The organism is Microbacterium sp. APC 3901 (assembly GCF_030407765.1).
Classification (GTDB): domain Bacteria; phylum Actinomycetota; class Actinomycetes; order Actinomycetales; family Microbacteriaceae; genus Microbacterium.
Genome location: NZ_JASDCU010000002.1, coordinates 169,967 through 186,393, shown reverse-complemented (window position 1 = coordinate 186,393; position 16,427 = coordinate 169,967). Strand labels below are relative to the sequence as shown.

The window sequence follows — 16,427 nt, the reverse complement described above, 5'->3', positions numbered from 1 at the left end:
CTACGCCCTAGGCTTTATCCGTGCGCATCCGGCTCGACATCGCCTATGACGGCACCCACTTCCGCGGGTGGGCGAAGCAGCCGACCCTGCGTACAGTGCAGGGGACTCTCGAGGCCGCGCTCGCTCGCATCGTCGGCTCCGACGTGCAGTTCGTCGTCGCCGGACGGACGGACGCCGGTGTGCACGCGCTGGGCCAGGTGGCGCACGTCGACCTCGACGAGGCGCAATGGTCGCGCATCGAATCGCGTCAGGGCCGGGCGCCGCAGGACCCCGCGGCGTCGATCGCACGGCGCATGCGCGGTGTGCTGAGCGCGTATCCTGACGCGACGGTGACCCGCAGCTCGATCGCCCCCGAAGGGTTCGACGCCCGCTTCTCGGCGGTCTGGCGACGCTATCGGTATCGGCTCGCCGACTCGACCGCCGGGTACGATCCGCTTCGACGCCACGACACGACCGCGCACCGGGGTGTTCTGGACGCACAGGCGATGGATGCCGCTGCGCGGACGCTCATCGGCCTGCACGACTTCGCGGCGTACTGCAAGCCTCGCGAGGAGGCGACGACCATCCGGACGCTCCTCGACTACCGCTGGTCGCGCGACTCCGAGGGTGTGCTCGTCGCGGAGGTGAAGGCCGACGCGTTCTGCCACAGCATGGTGCGCGCACTGGTCGGTGCGTGCGTGGCGGTGGGGGAAGGGCGGCTCGACGTCGACGACCTGGTCGTGCTGCGCGACGCGCTCACCCGCACCAGCGAGTTCAAAGTGCTGGCGGCCCGCGGGCTGACGCTCACCGAGGTGGGGTATCCGGCCGACGAGCTGCTCTCGACCCGGGCGGAGCAGACACGCGCTCGCCGCGACTCCACGACAGCATGACGGGGCGAGACGCGGTGTTCGTCGAGGTCTCGTCGGCAGGCTGGGCGTTCTGGCGGGCGCTCCTCGACACCTGCGTCGGCCTGATCGTGGGTTCGCTCTACACCTTCCTCGGCATCGTCGTGATCGGCATCGTGGGGGAGGAGGCGCTGTCATCGCTGTATTGGCAGGTCGACCTCGATCCGCTGTTCCGGGCGAGCATGGGCGTGATCCTGCTCGTCGCCGCAGTGCTCGCGATCGGTGTGCCCGTCGTCTTCGTCGCCGAGCGCTACGCCGCCCTGCGCGCCGTGGAGTCGAGTGCGGGTGCCGATCCGAGCGCCGTACCGCAGCGGTCGCTGCGACTCGAACTCAAGGCGGCGCCCGCCGCCCACCTGCAGACCACCGGCCTGGTGCTGTTCTGCTGCCTCGCGGGCCTCGGCGGCATCTTCGCACTGGGCGTTCTCTTCACCGAAGATCTCCGCGAGGATGCCGTGAGCTGGATCGTGCTCCTCGTCTTCGCGGTGCTCGCCTTCGGCGCCGAGATGCTCCGTCGCATCGGGCGACGGGCCGTCGAGCGCGATTCCGCACGCATGGGCACGCAGTGGGGGCGCTGGAAGAGAGGCGTTCCCCGAGCGCAGCAGGCCGATGCCGAGCGTCGGGCGGCCGCTGTCGCAGCGGTCGTGCCGCGTTGGCTCACGGTCCCCAGCGCTCGGCTCCTCCGTCGGATCGCCACGGTGCTGCTCGCGGCGACGTTCATCTCGCTGGCCGCGTTCATGCTCTCGATCTTCATGCGCCAGCAGTGCCGCACCTGCGACCCGGTCTACTGGGACGAGCCGATCGAGAACGGCATCGACCTGTTGAGCCTGAGCAGCGGTGCGGCGATCGCCGTGTGCGCGGCGCTCGGGATCCTCGCCTGGGTCGGAGGCGTCGTCCTGCAGTTCGCGAGGGAGAGCGCGCTGAGCCGATGGGTGGCCGACGGCGCTGCCCGTCGCATCGACGTGGGGCTCGTCGAGTCTCTGCTCTCGGGCAACCGGGCTGCGGTCCGCCTGCAGCTGGGACTCTCCGCGCTGGGTGCCGGAGCCGCGGTGATCGGTCTCGGCGCGGTCTGGGCCGAGTGGACGGCGATGGACGCGTCATCGGTGCTCTGGGCGGCGGCGATCCTGATCGTGCTCGGGCTCGTCATCGGCTGGTCCGACGCCCCGCGCAGCCGTCGCCAACGACAGCTCGCCCGAGACGCGCTCTTGCCGGGCGATGTCGGACCCGCGGGGGAACTGTGACGACTCGCCCAGACGACCGCAGTGCTGCGTTCGCCGCTGCTCTGCGGGCAGCGATCTCTGAGCGCGGGGTCACTCTCGCGCATCTGCAGAGTCAGCTGAAGGACGACGGCAACCGGTTCATCGAACGGACGGGCGATTTCCACCGGAATCCAAGGCTGACGCACTACCGTGAAGTGCGATGAAGGTCATCTCCTACAACCTGCAGAAGCACCGCGCCGCAGGCGAACTAGCGGAACTGGTCTCGGCGCACGATCCTGACATCCTGTGCCTGCAGGAGTGCGATGTCGCAGATCTGCCCGAGACGATCGGCGACCTCACGCTCGCCGATGCGACGCAGGGCAACCGTCTGGGGCTCGCCATGTTCTACCGAGCCAGCGAGTTCCACCTCCAGGCGATCAAGACGATCGAGCTCAAGAAGTCGCTGCACGACCGCATCGCCAAGCCCGCGCATGAGCGGGTTCTGGGCGCGCGACTGAAGGACATCGACGCCGGACGCGAGTTCATCGCGGCGTCGTTCCATGCGGCGCCGCTGACCGCGTTGAACTCGCTGCGTCGGCACCAGATCAGGGCTGCTCTCACGGAGCTCGCGACCCTCGGAGAGGAGCTGCCTCAGCTGATGGTCGGTGACTACAACTACCCGGTGTTCAAGGAGAACCTCGGGCAGACGATCCGCGAGCACGGCTACGCGCTGACTCTGAGCGACGACCACACCTACACCCGCTACCGCGTGTTCCGCGGTCACTACGATTTCGCCACCTCGGTCGGCTTCGAGATCCAGCGGGTCACCACCCTTCCGCAGGGGATGAGCGACCATCGTCCGATCCTGGTGACGACGCGGTTCGACTGATCGCCGAGCGACCCGGTTTGGGAGAACGTCAGGAATGACGTAGGCTGTCTCTTTGGTACTCGACTGCCGAGCACTAACGAACGTGAGCCCTCCACTGGCGTGTTCATCCCTGTAGGGAAGAACCACCCCGGAGTGGGATTCACGAACTTCTCCGTTCGAACAAGAAAGCAGCACTATCGTGACGCGCACTTACTCCCCGAAGGCTGGCGAAGTCCAGCGCGACTGGGTCGTCATCGACGCCACTGACGTCGTTCTCGGCCGCCTGGCCTCGCACGCCGCTACGCTCCTGCGTGGCAAGCACAAGCCCACCTTCGCCAACCACATCGACTCGGGTGACTTCGTCATCATCGTGAACGCCGACAAGGTCGCGCTCACCGGTCAGAAGCTCCAGAAGAAGCTGGCCTACCGTCACTCGGGTTACCCGGGCGGACTGAAGTCGGTCACCTACGCCGAGCTCCTCGAGAAGAACCCGATCCGCGCTGTCGAGAAGGCCATCCGTGGCATGCTCCCCAAGAACAGCCTGGGCCGTCAGCAGCTGTCGAAGCTCAAGGTGTACGTCGGTGCCGAGCACCCGCACGCCGCGCAGCAGCCGCAGACGTACACCCTCGACCAGGTCGCCCAGTAAGCGCCGTAAAGACTTAAGGACATACTCGTGGCTGACATCCAGGACACCACCGAAAACCCCCAGAACTTCTCGACCTCGACTCCCGAGACCGACGCAGTCGAGGCGGCTCCCCGCCCCGTGCTCAGCGTCCCGGGTGCCGCTGTCGGCCGTCGCAAGCAGGCCATCGCCCGCGTGCGTCTCGTCCCCGGCTCGGGAACGATCACGGTCAACGGCCGTACGCTCGAGGACTACTTCCCGAACAAGCTGCACCAGCAGCTGATCAACGACCCGTTCACGATCCTCAACCTCGCCGGCGGCTATGACGTCATCGCGCGCATCTCCGGTGGTGGCCCCTCGGGTCAGGCCGGCGCACTGCGTCTCGGCATCGCTCGTTCGCTCAACGGCATCGACGAGGAGAACAACCGTCCGACCCTGAAGAAGGCCGGCTTCCTCTCGCGCGACGCTCGCGTCAAGGAGCGCAAGAAGGCTGGACTCAAGAAGGCCCGTAAGGCGCCTCAGTACTCGAAGCGTTAAGGTCAACCGCTCCGATGCCGATCTTTGGCACGGACGGTGTGCGAGGACTCGCCAATGGCATCCTCACCGCCGACCTCGCGCTCACCCTGGCCCAGGCGACTGCTGTCGTCCTGGGCCAGGGCCGTACTGCGGAGGCTCGCAAAGCCGAAGGCAAGCGACTCACTGCAGTGGTGGCCCGCGACCCCCGCGTCTCCGGTCACTTCCTCACTGCAGCGGTCGCCGCAGGACTCGCCTCCTCCGGAGTCGACGTGCTCGAAGCCGGGGTCATTCCGACTCCTGCGCTCGCGTTCCTCGTCGCCGATCGTGACGCCGACTTCGGTGTGATGATCTCCGCCTCGCACAACGCGGCCCCCGACAACGGCATCAAGATCTTCGCCCGCGGCGGCGTGAAGCTGCCCGACGTCGTCGAGCAGCGCATCGAAGAGGCCATGGTGGGCGAGAAGCTGCGCCCCACAGGTGCGGGCGTGGGCAGGATCGACCGATTCTCCGACGCCGAGGACCGCTACGTGGTGCACCTGCTCGGCTCGCTGCCGAACCGCCTGAACGGCATCAAGGTCGTGCTCGACTGCGCCCACGGCGCGGCATCGGGCGTGTCTCCCGAGACCTTCCGCGATGCGGGTGCCGACGTCACCGTGATCGGTGCCGACCCGGATGGCTGGAACATCAACGACGGCGTCGGGTCGACCCACCTCGACCAGCTCGCCGAGGCTGTCGTGCGCCTCGGCGCCGACATCGGAATCGCCCATGACGGCGACGCCGATCGATGCCTGGCGGTCGATGCTCAGGGCAACGTCATCGACGGCGATCAGATCATGGCGATCCTCGCGGTGTCGATGAAGCAGCGCGGTCACCTGACCGACGACACGCTCGTCGCCACCGTGATGAGCAACCTCGGCCTGCACGTCGCCATGCGCGAGCACGGCATCACCGTGCGCCAGACCGCGGTCGGCGACCGCTATGTCCTCGAGGACATGGACCGGGGTGGCTATGCCCTCGGCGGCGAGCAGTCGGGGCACGTCATCATGAGCGAGTTCGCCACGACCGGCGACGGACTGCTCACGGGGCTTCACCTGGTCGCCGAGATGGCCCGTCAGAACAAGACGATCGCCGAACTCGCGAGCGTGATGACCGTGTACCCGCAGGTGCTCATCAACGTGCGCGACGTCGACAAGGACGCACTCGAGTCCGACGCCGTCGTGCAGGAGGCCGTGCACGCGGTCGCCGCCGAACTCGGCGACACCGGTCGTGTGCTTCTCCGCAAGTCGGGAACCGAGGCCCTCGTCAGGGTCATGGTCGAGGCTGCGGATGCCGAATCCGCTCAGGCGTACGCCGACCGTCTGGTCGCCGTCGTGCGCGAGCGACTCTCGCTCTGAAGCGTCGAGCGCGCCGTGCGGCACCGACCACAGGTCAGCCGCGCGGCGCGCTCCAGTTCAGCTGCTCGATGTACCGCAGCAGCACGCCCTCGCGCAGCGCCCACGGAGACACCTCGAGTTCATCGACGTCGAGCGCGGTCATGGCGGCGTGCAGCGAGACCGCGGCCGCGACGATCTGGAACGTGCGATCCGCGGTGATGCCGGGGAGCTCCTGCCGCGCGGACGCGGGCAGGCGGGCCAGCCGAGGGATCCACGACCCCAGTGAGGCGCGGGGCAGCACCATGCGCTGGATTCCCGACCACCCCGGAACCGGATAGCCGGCGAGTCTGGCCAGCGACCGGATCGCCTTCGACGACCCGACCACGTGATCGGGCCGCGGCAACGCCGTGAACCGGGGGAGCACCTCGGCGAGCGTGGCCGTCGCGTGCTCCCGCAGGCGTTCGACATCGTCTTCGCCGGGAGGGTCGTGGGGCAGGAACTGCACGGTCATGCGTCCTGCTCCGAGCGGGACGGATGCCGCGGCATCCGGCAGCTCATCCCCGCCGGCCGCGACCTCGAGCGAGCCGCCGCCGATGTCGAGCAGCAGCAGCTGTCCTGCCGACCAGCCGAACCAGCGCCGTACGGCGAGGAAGGTGAGCTCGGCCTCGGTCTCTCCGTCGAGAACCTGCAGTGGCTGGCCGAGGGCCGCCTCGATGCGGGCGATCACGTCGGCACCGTTCCGGGCGTCTCGCACCGCGCTCGTCGCGGTGGCGAGCAGCTCGTCGACCCGCTCGGCATCCGCGACTCTGCGCGCCTGAGCCACAGCCGCCTCGAGCGCGAGCACTCCCTCTTCGGATATCGAGCCGTCGTCGGTGAGGTACCGCATCAGTCGCAGCACGGTGCGGTCGCTCGTGGTCGCCAGCGGTCGACCGCCGGGTCGAACATCGGCGGCGAGCATGTGGACGGTGTTGGAACCGATGTCGAGTACTCCCAGGCGCACGGATAGAGACTACTCGTGCGCCGTTACGATGTATCCGTGACCACTGTCGACCCCACGCTGCCGCTGTCTCCGTATCGCGAGATCGGGCGTGACGAATGGGCGCGATTGGCGGCGGGTCTCGACCAGCCGCTCACCGAGACCGAGGTCGTCGAGCTTCGCGGCATCGGAGACCGCCTGGATCTCGCCGAGGTGCGGGAGGTCTACCTGCCCCTGAGCCGGCTGCTCAGCCTCTACGCGACGGCCACGAAGCGTCTGGGAGCCGCGACGAGCTCGTTCCTGCAGGAAGACGACTCGACGACCCCGTTCGTGGTCGGAGTCGCAGGGTCCGTCGCCGTCGGCAAGTCGACCATCGCCCGCCTGCTGCGCGAGCTGATGAGTCGGTGGCCGGGCACCCCTCGAGTCGAACTCGTCACGACGGACGGGTTCCTGCACTCGAACGCCGAGCTCGAGCGCCGAGGCCTGATGGAGCGCAAGGGGTTTCCCGAGTCGTACGATCGGCGGGCGCTGCTCGAGTTCCTCACCGAGGTGAAGAGCGGGGCCGCAGAGGTGCGGGCGCCGTTCTACTCGCACATGCGCTACGACATCGTGCCCGACGCGCATGTGGTCGTCCGGCGTCCCGACGTCGTGATCGTCGAAGGACTGAACGTGCTGCAGCCACCGCCGGCACCCAACGATGTGGCCGTCAGCGATCTCTTCGACTTCTCGATCTTCGTCGACGCCGACACCTCGCACATCGAGAAGTGGTACGTCGATCGGTTCCTGGCCCTGCGCCAGGGAGCCTTCTCGAATCCTTCGTCGTACTTCAACGTCTTCGCCCATCTCACCGACGAGGAGGCGATCACGACGGCGCTCGGCTACTGGAACGAGATCAACATGCCGAACCTGGTCGAGAACGTGATGCCGACCAAGCACCGGGCCCGGCTCGTGCTCAACAAGGGCGTCGACCACAGCGTCGAGAGCGTTCTCCTCCGCAAGCTCTGAGCGGGGTCAGGGTTTCGTTCGGAACCTTCGCAAAAACCCCGCCTTACTCTTGACCACATGTGTGGAATCGTCGGATACGTGGGCCCGCGCCCCAGCCAGGACATCCTGCTCGCAGGGCTCGCCCGTCTCGAGTACCGCGGCTATGACTCGGCAGGCGTCGCGGTCATCGACGGCGACGGCTCGCTGGGCATGCGCAAGAAGGCGGGAAAGCTCGCCATGCTGCGCGACTCGCTCAAAGACGCAGCCCTCGCCGACGGCAACACGGGCATCGGGCACACCCGCTGGGCCACCCACGGTGGCCCCACCGACGAGAACGCGCACCCGCATCTCGCCGACGACGACAAGCTCGCGGTGATCCACAACGGCATCATCGAGAACTTCGCCTCGCTGCGGGACGAACTGCTGGCCGACGGTGTGGCATTCCGCAGCGAGACCGACACCGAGGTCGCGGCCGCGCTGCTCGGTCGTGAGTACCGCACCAACGGCGGGGACCTGCAGGGCGCGTTCCGCGCCGTGGTCAACCGCCTCGAGGGCGCGTTCACCCTGCTCGCGATGCACCAGGATCACCCGGGGCTCGTCGTCGGTGCACGACGCAACTCGCCACTCGTGATCGGCCTCGGTGAGGGCGAGAACTTCCTCGGCTCCGACGTCGCCGCATTCATCGAGCACACGCGCAGGGCGCTCGCCATCGGCCAGGACCAGATCGTGTCGATCACCCCGGATGCCGTCGCGGTCACCGACTTCGCCGGCACGCCGGTCGAAGCCGAGCCGTTCGACGTGTCATGGGACGCCGCCGCCGCGGAGAAGGGCGGATGGTCCAGCTTCATGGCCAAGGAGGTCGCCGAGCAGCCCGAGGCGGTCGCCAACACGATCCGCGGTCGCATCCAGGGCGACCAGGTCGTCATCCCGGAGCTCGACGGCCTCGACGAGCTGTTCCTCGGCATCAATCGCATCATCATCACCGCGTGCGGCACGGCCGCCTACTCGGCGCTGGTCGGAAAGTACGCGATCGAGCAGTGGGCGCGGATCCCCGTCGATGTCGAGCTGGCACATGAGTTCCGCTACCGTGACCCGGTGATCGGCGATGACACACTCGTCATCTCGATCAGCCAGTCGGGCGAGACCATGGACACGCTGATGGCGGTGAAGTACGCCAGGGAGCGCGGAGCTCGCACCCTCTCGATCTGCAACACCCAGGGCGCGACCATTCCTCGTGAGTCCGACGCCGTGGTCTACACGCATGCAGGGCCCGAGGTCGCGGTCGCGTCGACCAAGGCGTTCTCGGCGCAGATCACCGCTCTGCTGCTGCTCGGCCTGCACATGGGGCGCGTGCGCGGTTCGGTGCAGGATGCATCCGTCGACGTCGCCGAGCTCACCGCTCTCCCCGAGAAGATCGCCAAGGTCCTCGAGAGCGAGCAGGAGCACGTGACTCAGCTCGCCGGCTGGATGGCCGACACCCGCTCGGTGCTCTTCCTCGGTCGCCACGTGGGCTTCCCGATCGCGCTCGAAGGCGCGCTCAAGCTCAAGGAGATCTCGTACATCCACGCAGAGGGGTTCGCCGCCGGCGAGCTCAAGCACGGTCCGATCGCGCTGATCGAGCCGGGGCAGCCGGTGTTCGTCCTGGTGCCGTCGCCCCGCCACTCGGCCGTGGTCCACTCGAAGGTCGTCTCCAACATCCAGGAGATCCGTGCCCGCGGTGCCCGTGTGATCGTCGTGGCCGAAGAGGGAGACGCGGCGGTCCTGCCGTTCGCCGATGAAGTCATCCGCATCCCGCTCGCCGGAGCGATGTTCGAGCCGCTGCTCGCCGTCGTCCCGCTGCAGATCTTCGCCATGGCACTCGCCACGGCCAAGGGCCTCGACGTCGACCAGCCGCGCAACCTCGCCAAGTCCGTCACCGTCGAGTAGTCCGTCGGTTCCCGGTCTGCACCTGCAGGTCAGAATCACGGATGCATGCCCGGATGAGCGATCTGGGCATGCATCCGTTTTCGAGCAGGGGTGCAGGAGCCGAAGGATGCGGATGCCGCGACTAGGCTGAACGGGTGATCATCGGGACCGGCATCGACCTCGTGGACATCCCGCGGTTCGAGCGAACGATGGAGCGCACGCCGCGGCTGCTGGAGCGACTGTTCGCTCCGGGGGAGCGGGCGCTGCGCCTTCCCTCCCTGGCAGCGAGGTATGCCGCGAAGGAAGCCCTGATCAAGACCCTGGGCGGGTCTGATGGGGTGCACTGGATCGAGATCGAGATCGCATCCGAGACTTCTGGTCGCCCGCACTTCGTTCTCTCGGGGTCGACCGCCGACGTCGTCGCCGAGCGCGGGATCACCCGCCTGCACCTGACCCTCACCCACGACGCAGGTCTCGCCGCCGCTTTCGTGGTGGCAGAAGGAGAGCCCCTGTGACCGTTCCGTTCCGCGAGGCCCGTGTCGAGCTCGATGCGATCAGCGACAACGTCCGCCACTTCCGTCGTCTCACCGGGGTGCAGGTGATCGCCGTGGTCAAGGCGAACGCCTACGGACACGGCGCCGCCGCGGTGGCCGTCGCAGCCCTCGCCGGCGGTGCGACCCGTCTGGGCGTCGCCGAGATCCCCGAGGCTCTCGAGCTGCGTCGTCAGGGCATCACCGCTCCGATCGTCGCGTGGTTGCACGCACCGGGCGAGCGGTTCGACCAGGCGGCAGCGCACGACATCGAAGTGGGCATCTCATCGTTCGACCAGCTCGAGGCCGCCGGCGCGGTCGCGTCTGTCGACCGCCCGGTCGGCGTGCACCTGAAGTTCGAGACGGGTCTCTCGCGCAACGGCATCGCACCGGCGGATTGGCGGCGCGTGCTCGCCGAGGCCGCGCGTCTCGAGCGCATCGGACGACTGCGCGTCATCGGGCTCTTCAGCCACCTCTCGAACACCTCGCCTCAGGACGACCGCGAGGCCCTCGCGAAGTTCCAGGAGGCGGTCGCCGCAGCGGCCTCGTTCGGCATCCATCCCGAGATCCGGCACATCGCGGCCACCGCGGCCGCGATCGATCTGCCCGAGATGCGACTGGATGCCGTGCGCGTCGGCATCGGCATCTACGGCCTCTCTCCGTTCGAGGACCGCTCGTCGGCCGAGCTCGGACTCCGCCCCGCGATGACTCTCCGGGGCGCGATCGCGGCCGTCCGTCGGGTGCCGGCGGGCGCCGGGGTGTCGTACGGCTATGACCACCGCACCTCGCGCGACACCACGCTGGTGCTCGTGCCCCTGGGGTACGCCGACGGTGTGCCGCGTCACGCCTCCGGGCGCCTGCCGGTGTCGATCGGCGGACGTCGGTACACCAACGTCGGGAGGATCGCCATGGACCAGTTCGTCGTCGACGTCGGCGACGCCCCGGTATCGGTCGGCGACGAAGTGGTGCTGTTCGGCGATCCGACGCTCGGGGTGCCCTCTGCGGCCGAGTGGGCCAACGCCGCGTCTACCATCGACTACGAGATCGTCACGCGCATCGGCCCCCGCGTGCCCCGGCGGTCGGCATGAGCGTCGACCTGGCTCTCCTCGGGCGCCGCGAGATCGAGACGTCTGATGCCATGGAGCAGCTCGGCTTCCGCATCGGAGAGCGCCTCGAAGCCGGAGATCTGCTGATCCTCACCGGGCCCCTCGGCGCGGGGAAGACGACGTTCACGCGCGGCCTCGCGGAGGGCCTCGGAGTGCGCGGGCCCGTGCAGAGCCCCACATTCGTGATCGCACGAACCCATCCGTCGCTCGTCGGACGCGCCCCGCTGGTGCACGTCGACGCCTACCGTCTGGGATCGGGCGCCGAACTCGATGACCTCGACCTCGACCTGGCACGATCGGTCGTGGTGATCGAGTGGGGGCGCGGAATGGCCGAGGAACTGGCAGAGACCTGGTGGGACATCGAGCTGGAGCGCCCGGTCGGCGGCGACGGCGATCTCGACCCGTCCGAGCTCGACGCGGATGCCCCGCGGCACGTGACGATCACGCGCGGCGGGCGCTCAGCGATCACCGGCTGAACGGCGGCTACCCTGGAGAGGTGATCCTTGCCGTCGACACCTCCCTGGGCACCGCCGTCGCCCTCATCGACGACGACGGCACACGTCTGTCCGACGCGTCGGCCGCCGACCCGCTCGGTCACGCGGAGGTCATCGGCGAGCTGCTCGTGCGCGCCCTCGACGAGACCGGAAGCGGATCGATCGATCAGGTCGTGGCGGGCATGGGGCCGGGCCCCTTCACCGGACTCCGCATCGGCATCGCGACCGCGCGCACCTTCGCGATGGGCCGGGGGATCCCGGTCATCCCCGTGCCCAGCCACTTCGCCGCGGCGCTCACCGCGATCGAGCGAGACGCCGTCACCGACCCGTTCGCCATCGTCACCGATGCCCGTCGGCGAGAGGTCGCGATCACCGTCTTCGCGGGGACGGATGTCGACGGCATCCCGAACATGGTCGCCGACACGGTGCTGGTCGCGCGGGCCGACGCAGACGAGCACCTCGACGGCATGCGTCGCATCGATGTCGAGACGCTGTCGGCCGTCGACCTCGCTCGTGTGGGTGCCCGAGCGGTGGCCGCAGGGCGCACGCTCACGGGGTCGGAGCCGCTGTACCTGCGGCAGCCCGACGTCACCGTGCCCGGAGCGCCGAAGAAGGTGGGGCTATGACTCTGCGCGCAGCGACGCCCGACGACCTCGACGCCATCATGGCCATAGAGCATCGCTCGTTCCCCACCGACGCGTGGAGCTCTCAGGCCATGGCGCTGGAGCTCGCGAGCCCGCACGGCCGCTACCTGGTCGACGAGCACGACGGCGTCGTCATCGGCTACGGAGGGGTCCGTGCCCTGCAGGGATCGCGCGATGCCGACATCCAGACCATCGCCCTCGATGCGGAGCACCGGGGTGCCGGTCGCGGTCGCGCGTTGCTGCGGTCGCTTCTCGCTGCCGCAGCCGAACGCGGAGCCAGGGAGGTCTTCCTCGAAGTGCGTGCCGACAATCCCGGTGCTGAGCGGCTCTACCTCTCCGAAGGGTTCGAGGAGATCGGCCGCCGTCGTCGCTATTACCAGCCCGATGACGTCGATGCGATCGTGATGCGCCTCGTGATGCAGCATCCGCGTTCCGATCGGCCCGACGAGCCTGCCGCGGATGCCACGAAGGAGGCGACCGCATGACCGAGCCTCTGGTGCTGGGCATCGAGACGAGCTGCGACGAGACGGGCATCGGGATCGTCCGCGGACGCACCCTGCTGTCGAACACGATCGCGTCGAGCATGGACGAGCACGCCCGCTACGGCGGCGTCGTTCCCGAGGTCGCCGCCCGAGCCCATCTCGAAGCCCTGCAGCCGTCGATCGACGCCGCGCTGGCCGAGGCCGGGGTGCGGCTGGACGACCTCGACGCCGTCGCCGTGACCAGCGGTCCGGGTCTCGCAGGGGCGCTCATGGTCGGCGTCGGTGCCGCCAAGGGTCTTGCCGTGTCGCTCGACAAGCCGCTCTACGCCGTCAATCACCTGGTGGGTCACATCGCCGCCGACATCCTGACCCCCGATTCCGAGCCTCTCGAGTACCCGACGGTCGCGCTCCTCGTGTCGGGAGGGCACACGTCTCTGCTGCATGTGCGCGACCTCACGACCGACGTCGAGATGCTGGGCGAGACCATGGACGACGCCGCGGGGGAGGCGTTCGACAAGGTCGCACGCCTCCTGTCGCTGCCGTACCCCGGCGGCCCCGAGATCGATCGGGCCGCGCTCGACGGCGACCCGAACGCGATCCGGTTCCCGCGCGGGCTGTCGCGGGCATCCGACCTCGCGAAGCACCGCTACGACTTCTCGTTCTCCGGGCTCAAGACGGCGGTCGCACGCTGGGTCGAGCGCTGCGAGGCCGACGGCGTGCCGGTCCCGGTCGCCGATGTGGCCGCGAGCTTCCGTGAGGCCGTGGTCGATGTGCTCGTGACGAAGGCGCTCGCCGCGTGCGCGGACCTCGGAGTGCCACGCCTGCTGCTGGGCGGTGGGGTGATCGCCAACCGGCGACTCCGTGAGGTCGCACTCGCCAGGGCTGAGAAAGCGGGCGTGACCGTGCGCATCCCGCCCCTGTCTCTCTGCACAGACAACGGGGCGATGATCGCGGCTCTCGCCGCGGAGCTGATCGCGTCGGGTCGACGCCCGTCGACTCTCGCGTTCGGAGCCGACTCCACACTCCCGGTCACCGAGATCCAGGTCGACGAGCGCGTTGCGGTGATGTGATGAGCGACGTGCCGCGCACGCCCGATCCGGGAAGTGCAGAACCAGCGTCCGGTGTCTCGCTGCCTCCGACCAGCATCGAGCGCCCGAGCGACGAGGTCGAGCATCCGGCCGGTTCGGCGCGAATCCCGGGGTCGCGCCGCGAGGGATACACGAAGCTGCCGACGGGGCCGGTCGGCGTCGAGCCGGTGGTCGTCAGCGGTCCTGTGGCCGATGACATCGGGCGTGGCCCCGATTGGGCGCCTTCGACGGACGCGACTGCCGTCGACGACACCCGCCTCGCACCCTGGGCGCTGATGGCCGCCATCGTCGCTCTGGTCTCCTCGTTCTTCGTCGGATGGGGCATACCGATAGCCGTCGTCTCCGTGATCGCGTCGATCATGTCGCTGCGCCGGCCCGTCGAGAGTCGCGCCATCGCACGCTGGGCACTCGTGCTCGGTCTGTGCGCGACCGTCTACAGCCTCGGCTGGCTCGTCTGGGCCGGGATGCAGTTCGAGAGACTCGGATAGCGGATGCTCGACGCGGATGAATCCGTCGAGCTGCGGGCTCTCCAGGCGCGGGCCTACGGTCGCTCCGGTGCGCTGAGTGAGGCGGAGGCTGCGCGGCTGCGCGAGTTGGAGGCGGGGAACGCGCGCGGGGCGAGGCCGCCGGAGCCACAGGCCGCAGAGCGGCGACACGCACACGTCGCCCCCGCCGCGTCGAGCGCCGCCGAGGGAGACGGGGCCCCGGTGTCTGAGGCGGCCATCGCCACCGGGGTCACCCACGTCGACTCCGCTCTCGCTGCTCTGCGACAGCACTGGCGCCTTGCCGTCGCGATCGCCGCGGCCGTCGTCGGCGCCGTGCTGGGTTGGCTGATCTTCGCCGACCGCGGTCCTGCCCCGATGCAGCTCACGGCGCAGCAGCAGGAGTGGCAGAGTGCGATCGTCGCGTCGGGTGGCTTCGACCCGGGTTCCGTGCGTGCCATGACGCAGGAAGAGGACGTCGTGATCTGGTTCGCGACGAAGAACGACGGCGCGGACGTGTGTCTCGTGCTCGGCCACGAAGACGCGACGGCTCCGGCGTGCACGACGCGGGAGCAGGCGATGATCCTGGGTGTGAATGCGACGCTCACGAAGCCCGTGGGTCAGAACCAGAATTACGATGTGCAGGCGCAGATGTTCCTCACCGAGGACGGTGAGCCTGCGGTCATCACCCGCAGCTACATCACCTCGCCGCAATCCGCTTCGATGTTCGCGAGCCCAGACGAGGCGGAGGCGGCGACGACCCTCGCCGAGCAGACCGACCTGGACAGGCGCACGATCCAGGTCGTGGGCTACGACGACCAGGTGCCGATCTGGACCGGGATAGACGCATCCACCCAGCGATACTGTCTCGTCTATGACGGGTCCATGCCGGACCCTCCGATGGCGTGCGACGACAGCCTGATGCTGGCCGATGCGGATCGCACGCTCGTGCTCGACATCGCACACGACGGCGAGACGACCCGGTACGAGTACCAGTTCGGCTACGGTCAGCAGTACCTCACCGTCACGAGGGGCTGGGAGAGCGACGATGCTGCACGAGAGTGAGTCTGCCGAGCTGCGCGCCCTGCAGGTCAGAGCATACGGTCGCGACGGCGGCCTGACCGAGGACGATGCGGCCAGGCTGCGGGAACTCGAGTCCATGCGCGTCGAGCCGGCCGTGACCGTTCGCTCCGCACCTGCGGCGGGGCAGGGCGCCGATGCACTCGACATGCCGCGTTCGGCCGAGGAGTCGCTGCCCCTGCATGTCGAGTCCGCCGTCACCGACCCGCCGATCGGGCATCCCGCCGGGAGTCCAGCCGGCGAGGAGGCCGGTGGGCAGCAGCCCCTCGGGGACAGGGGGCTTCGTGCAGCGGTCCGACGACACTGGAAGGCTGCCATCGCCGCATCCGCAGCGCTTCTCGTGATCGGCCTCGGCGCTGGATGGGCGCTCTTCGGCCAGTCGGGTGATGCCGTGGCGCTGACTTCCGAGCAGCAGCAGCGACGCGCCGAACTGCAGGCCGAGGGCGAGTTCGACCCGGGCAGCCTGCGAGCGATCGGCCGGGACGAGGACGTCCTCCTCTGGTACGCCACCAAAGAAGAGGGTGCGACGATCTGCATCACGCTCGATGCCGCAGGCAAATCGGCGGATCAGTGTCAGCCTGCGGTCGAGATCGAGGACGGGAACGCCATCGGTCTCAGTGCGAGTGTCACCGCGCCCGGCGAGGGCGAGGAGGGCGCGGAGGAGATCTGGGCGTCTGCTGCTCGGGCGATGAACGGCGAGATCGTCGGGATCATCCAGCGCTGGCGCTCGGACCAGAACTCCTGGCTGTCGCAGTTCGCAGGGGACGAGCGGGAGCGGGCCGAGGAGCTGATCGAGGAAGGCTTCGAGGAGTACTCGTTCTCGGTCGTCGGCTACTTCCGCGGTGCCCCCGTCTGGCGCGCACAGCGTTTCGAGAACGATGACGTGCAGGACTGTCTGATCGTCGACGCCGTCGAGAGCGTCGACTGCCGTGCGTCGGGAGACGAGGGGTACTCCGGCGACGGCATCGAGACCCGAGGACTCACCGTCGACGAGACGGGGACCGCCGCTGCGGAGTGGAGCGTGCGACTCGCCTACACGCCGAACGGCACGCCGTACCTCGTGGTCTCCGGCGACAGCGCAGCAGTCGCCTCGGAGCAGACGATGAGCCCGGGCGAGACCCTCGAACTCGGCGGCGAGAAGCAGGATCCGATCCAGGTCGACATCCCGTCCGACGACTCCGACGGCTAGCGCTGCAG

At 68.8% G+C, this 16,427-nt stretch carries 19 protein-coding genes; 18 read left to right on the top strand and 1 reads right to left on the bottom strand.

Annotated elements, in window-relative coordinates; genetic code table 11:
* The first annotated feature begins 20 nt into the window (after positions 1–20).
* The 7 genes from truA to glmM all read left to right on the top strand — a co-directional run bounded on the left by truA (position 21) and on the right by glmM (position 5,480).
* Positions 21–869, top strand: coding sequence for a tRNA pseudouridine(38-40) synthase TruA (truA, locus tag QMA07_RS02435; protein WP_290159735.1), 849 nt, complete (start codon positions 21–23; stop codon positions 867–869).
* Positions 866–2,122, top strand: a complete 1,257-nt coding sequence (locus QMA07_RS02430; protein WP_290159733.1) for a hypothetical protein — start codon at positions 866–868, stop codon at positions 2,120–2,122. Before truA ends, QMA07_RS02430 begins: the two co-directional genes overlap by 4 nt.
* Entirely contained in the window at positions 2,119–2,304 is a 186-nt protein-coding gene (locus QMA07_RS02425) for a hypothetical protein (protein ID WP_290159731.1), read from the top strand. The genes QMA07_RS02430 and QMA07_RS02425 overlap by 4 nt, the downstream gene beginning before the upstream one ends.
* Positions 2,301–2,969, top strand: a complete 669-nt coding sequence (locus QMA07_RS02420; protein ID WP_290159729.1) for an endonuclease/exonuclease/phosphatase family protein — start codon at positions 2,301–2,303, stop codon at positions 2,967–2,969. The genes QMA07_RS02425 and QMA07_RS02420 overlap by 4 nt, the downstream gene beginning before the upstream one ends.
* Before the next feature lie 178 nt (positions 2,970–3,147).
* A complete protein-coding gene (gene rplM, locus QMA07_RS02415) occupies positions 3,148–3,594 on the top strand; it encodes a 50S ribosomal protein L13 (RefSeq protein ID WP_042539156.1) in 447 nt (148 codons plus the stop codon).
* A gap of 27 nt (positions 3,595–3,621) precedes the next feature.
* Positions 3,622–4,107, top strand: coding sequence for a 30S ribosomal protein S9 (rpsI, locus tag QMA07_RS02410; RefSeq protein WP_042539158.1), 486 nt, complete (start codon positions 3,622–3,624; stop codon positions 4,105–4,107).
* Positions 4,108–4,121: 14 nt separating this feature from the next.
* A complete protein-coding gene (gene glmM, locus QMA07_RS02405; RefSeq protein WP_290159726.1) occupies positions 4,122–5,480 on the top strand; it encodes a phosphoglucosamine mutase in 1,359 nt (452 codons plus the stop codon).
* A gap of 34 nt (positions 5,481–5,514) precedes the next feature.
* Here glmM and QMA07_RS02400 read toward each other — a convergent pair whose 3' ends face one another.
* Positions 5,515–6,459, bottom strand: coding sequence for a Ppx/GppA family phosphatase (locus QMA07_RS02400; protein ID WP_290159725.1), 945 nt, complete (start codon positions 6,457–6,459; stop codon positions 5,515–5,517).
* 36 nt (positions 6,460–6,495) lie between these two features.
* On the opposite strand from QMA07_RS02400, the gene coaA reads away from it, so the two are divergent.
* The 11 genes from coaA (at position 6,496) to QMA07_RS02345 (ending at position 16,419) form a co-directional block, all read left to right on the top strand.
* Positions 6,496–7,440, top strand: a complete 945-nt coding sequence (gene coaA / locus QMA07_RS02395) for a type I pantothenate kinase (RefSeq protein WP_290159723.1) — start codon at positions 6,496–6,498, stop codon at positions 7,438–7,440.
* Between the two features lie 57 nt (positions 7,441–7,497).
* The gene (gene glmS, locus QMA07_RS02390) at positions 7,498–9,345 is read left to right on the top strand and encodes a glutamine--fructose-6-phosphate transaminase (isomerizing) (protein WP_290159722.1); all 1,848 of its coding nucleotides are present in this window, start codon (positions 7,498–7,500) and stop codon (positions 9,343–9,345) included.
* A gap of 134 nt (positions 9,346–9,479) precedes the next feature.
* A complete protein-coding gene (locus tag QMA07_RS02385; protein ID WP_290159720.1) occupies positions 9,480–9,839 on the top strand; it encodes a holo-ACP synthase in 360 nt (119 codons plus the stop codon).
* Positions 9,836–10,942: an alanine racemase gene (gene alr, locus QMA07_RS02380; protein ID WP_290159718.1), complete on the top strand. Its 1,107-nt coding sequence runs from the start codon at positions 9,836–9,838 to the stop codon at positions 10,940–10,942. Before QMA07_RS02385 ends, alr begins: the two co-directional genes overlap by 4 nt.
* A complete protein-coding gene (tsaE, locus tag QMA07_RS02375) occupies positions 10,939–11,436 on the top strand; it encodes a tRNA (adenosine(37)-N6)-threonylcarbamoyltransferase complex ATPase subunit type 1 TsaE (protein ID WP_290159716.1) in 498 nt (165 codons plus the stop codon). The genes alr and tsaE overlap by 4 nt, the downstream gene beginning before the upstream one ends.
* A gap of 20 nt (positions 11,437–11,456) precedes the next feature.
* On the top strand, positions 11,457–12,080 hold the full coding sequence (gene tsaB / locus QMA07_RS02370) for a tRNA (adenosine(37)-N6)-threonylcarbamoyltransferase complex dimerization subunit type 1 TsaB (protein WP_290159714.1): 624 nt from the start codon (positions 11,457–11,459) through the stop codon (positions 12,078–12,080).
* Positions 12,077–12,583, top strand: a complete 507-nt coding sequence (gene rimI, locus QMA07_RS02365; RefSeq protein ID WP_290159713.1) for a ribosomal protein S18-alanine N-acetyltransferase — start codon at positions 12,077–12,079, stop codon at positions 12,581–12,583. The genes tsaB and rimI overlap by 4 nt, the downstream gene beginning before the upstream one ends.
* Positions 12,580–13,650 carry a tRNA (adenosine(37)-N6)-threonylcarbamoyltransferase complex transferase subunit TsaD gene (tsaD, locus tag QMA07_RS02360; RefSeq protein WP_290159711.1) on the top strand — a complete coding sequence of 357 codons (1,071 nt, stop codon included), beginning with the start codon at positions 12,580–12,582 and terminating at the stop codon, positions 13,648–13,650. Before rimI ends, tsaD begins: the two co-directional genes overlap by 4 nt.
* Positions 13,650–14,156 carry a hypothetical protein gene (locus tag QMA07_RS02355; protein WP_290159709.1) on the top strand — a complete coding sequence of 169 codons (507 nt, stop codon included), beginning with the start codon at positions 13,650–13,652 and terminating at the stop codon, positions 14,154–14,156. The genes tsaD and QMA07_RS02355 overlap by 1 nt, the downstream gene beginning before the upstream one ends.
* Positions 14,157–14,159: 3 nt before the next feature.
* Positions 14,160–15,215, top strand: a complete 1,056-nt coding sequence (locus tag QMA07_RS02350) for a hypothetical protein (RefSeq protein ID WP_290159708.1) — start codon at positions 14,160–14,162, stop codon at positions 15,213–15,215.
* Positions 15,199–16,419 (top strand): hypothetical protein, encoded by a 1,221-nt coding sequence (locus tag QMA07_RS02345; protein WP_290159706.1) that lies wholly within the window; start codon positions 15,199–15,201, stop codon positions 16,417–16,419. The genes QMA07_RS02350 and QMA07_RS02345 overlap by 17 nt, the downstream gene beginning before the upstream one ends.
* Positions 16,420–16,427 lie beyond the last annotated feature (8 nt).

Bases quoted from the DNA above. Each gene is read 5' to 3' on its own strand.
- glmM (WP_290159726.1), top strand. From the start codon at position 4,122: ATGCCGATCTTTGGCACGGACGGTGTGCGAGGACTCGCCAATGGCATC.
- QMA07_RS02430 (WP_290159733.1), top strand. From the start codon at position 866: ATGACGGGGCGAGACGCGGTGTTCGTCGAGGTCTCGTCGGCAGGCTGG.
- tsaE (WP_290159716.1), top strand. From the start codon at position 10,939: ATGAGCGTCGACCTGGCTCTCCTCGGGCGCCGCGAGATCGAGACGTCT.
- QMA07_RS02355 (WP_290159709.1), top strand. From the start codon at position 13,650: ATGAGCGACGTGCCGCGCACGCCCGATCCGGGAAGTGCAGAACCAGCG.
- rimI (WP_290159713.1), top strand. From the start codon at position 12,077: ATGACTCTGCGCGCAGCGACGCCCGACGACCTCGACGCCATCATGGCC.
- QMA07_RS02345 (WP_290159706.1), top strand. From the start codon at position 15,199: ATGCTGCACGAGAGTGAGTCTGCCGAGCTGCGCGCCCTGCAGGTCAGA.
- QMA07_RS02350 (WP_290159708.1), top strand. From the start codon at position 14,160: ATGCTCGACGCGGATGAATCCGTCGAGCTGCGGGCTCTCCAGGCGCGG.
- glmS (WP_290159722.1), top strand. From the start codon at position 7,498: ATGTGTGGAATCGTCGGATACGTGGGCCCGCGCCCCAGCCAGGACATC.
- QMA07_RS02420 (WP_290159729.1), top strand. From the start codon at position 2,301: ATGAAGGTCATCTCCTACAACCTGCAGAAGCACCGCGCCGCAGGCGAA.
- tsaD (WP_290159711.1), top strand. From the start codon at position 12,580: ATGACCGAGCCTCTGGTGCTGGGCATCGAGACGAGCTGCGACGAGACG.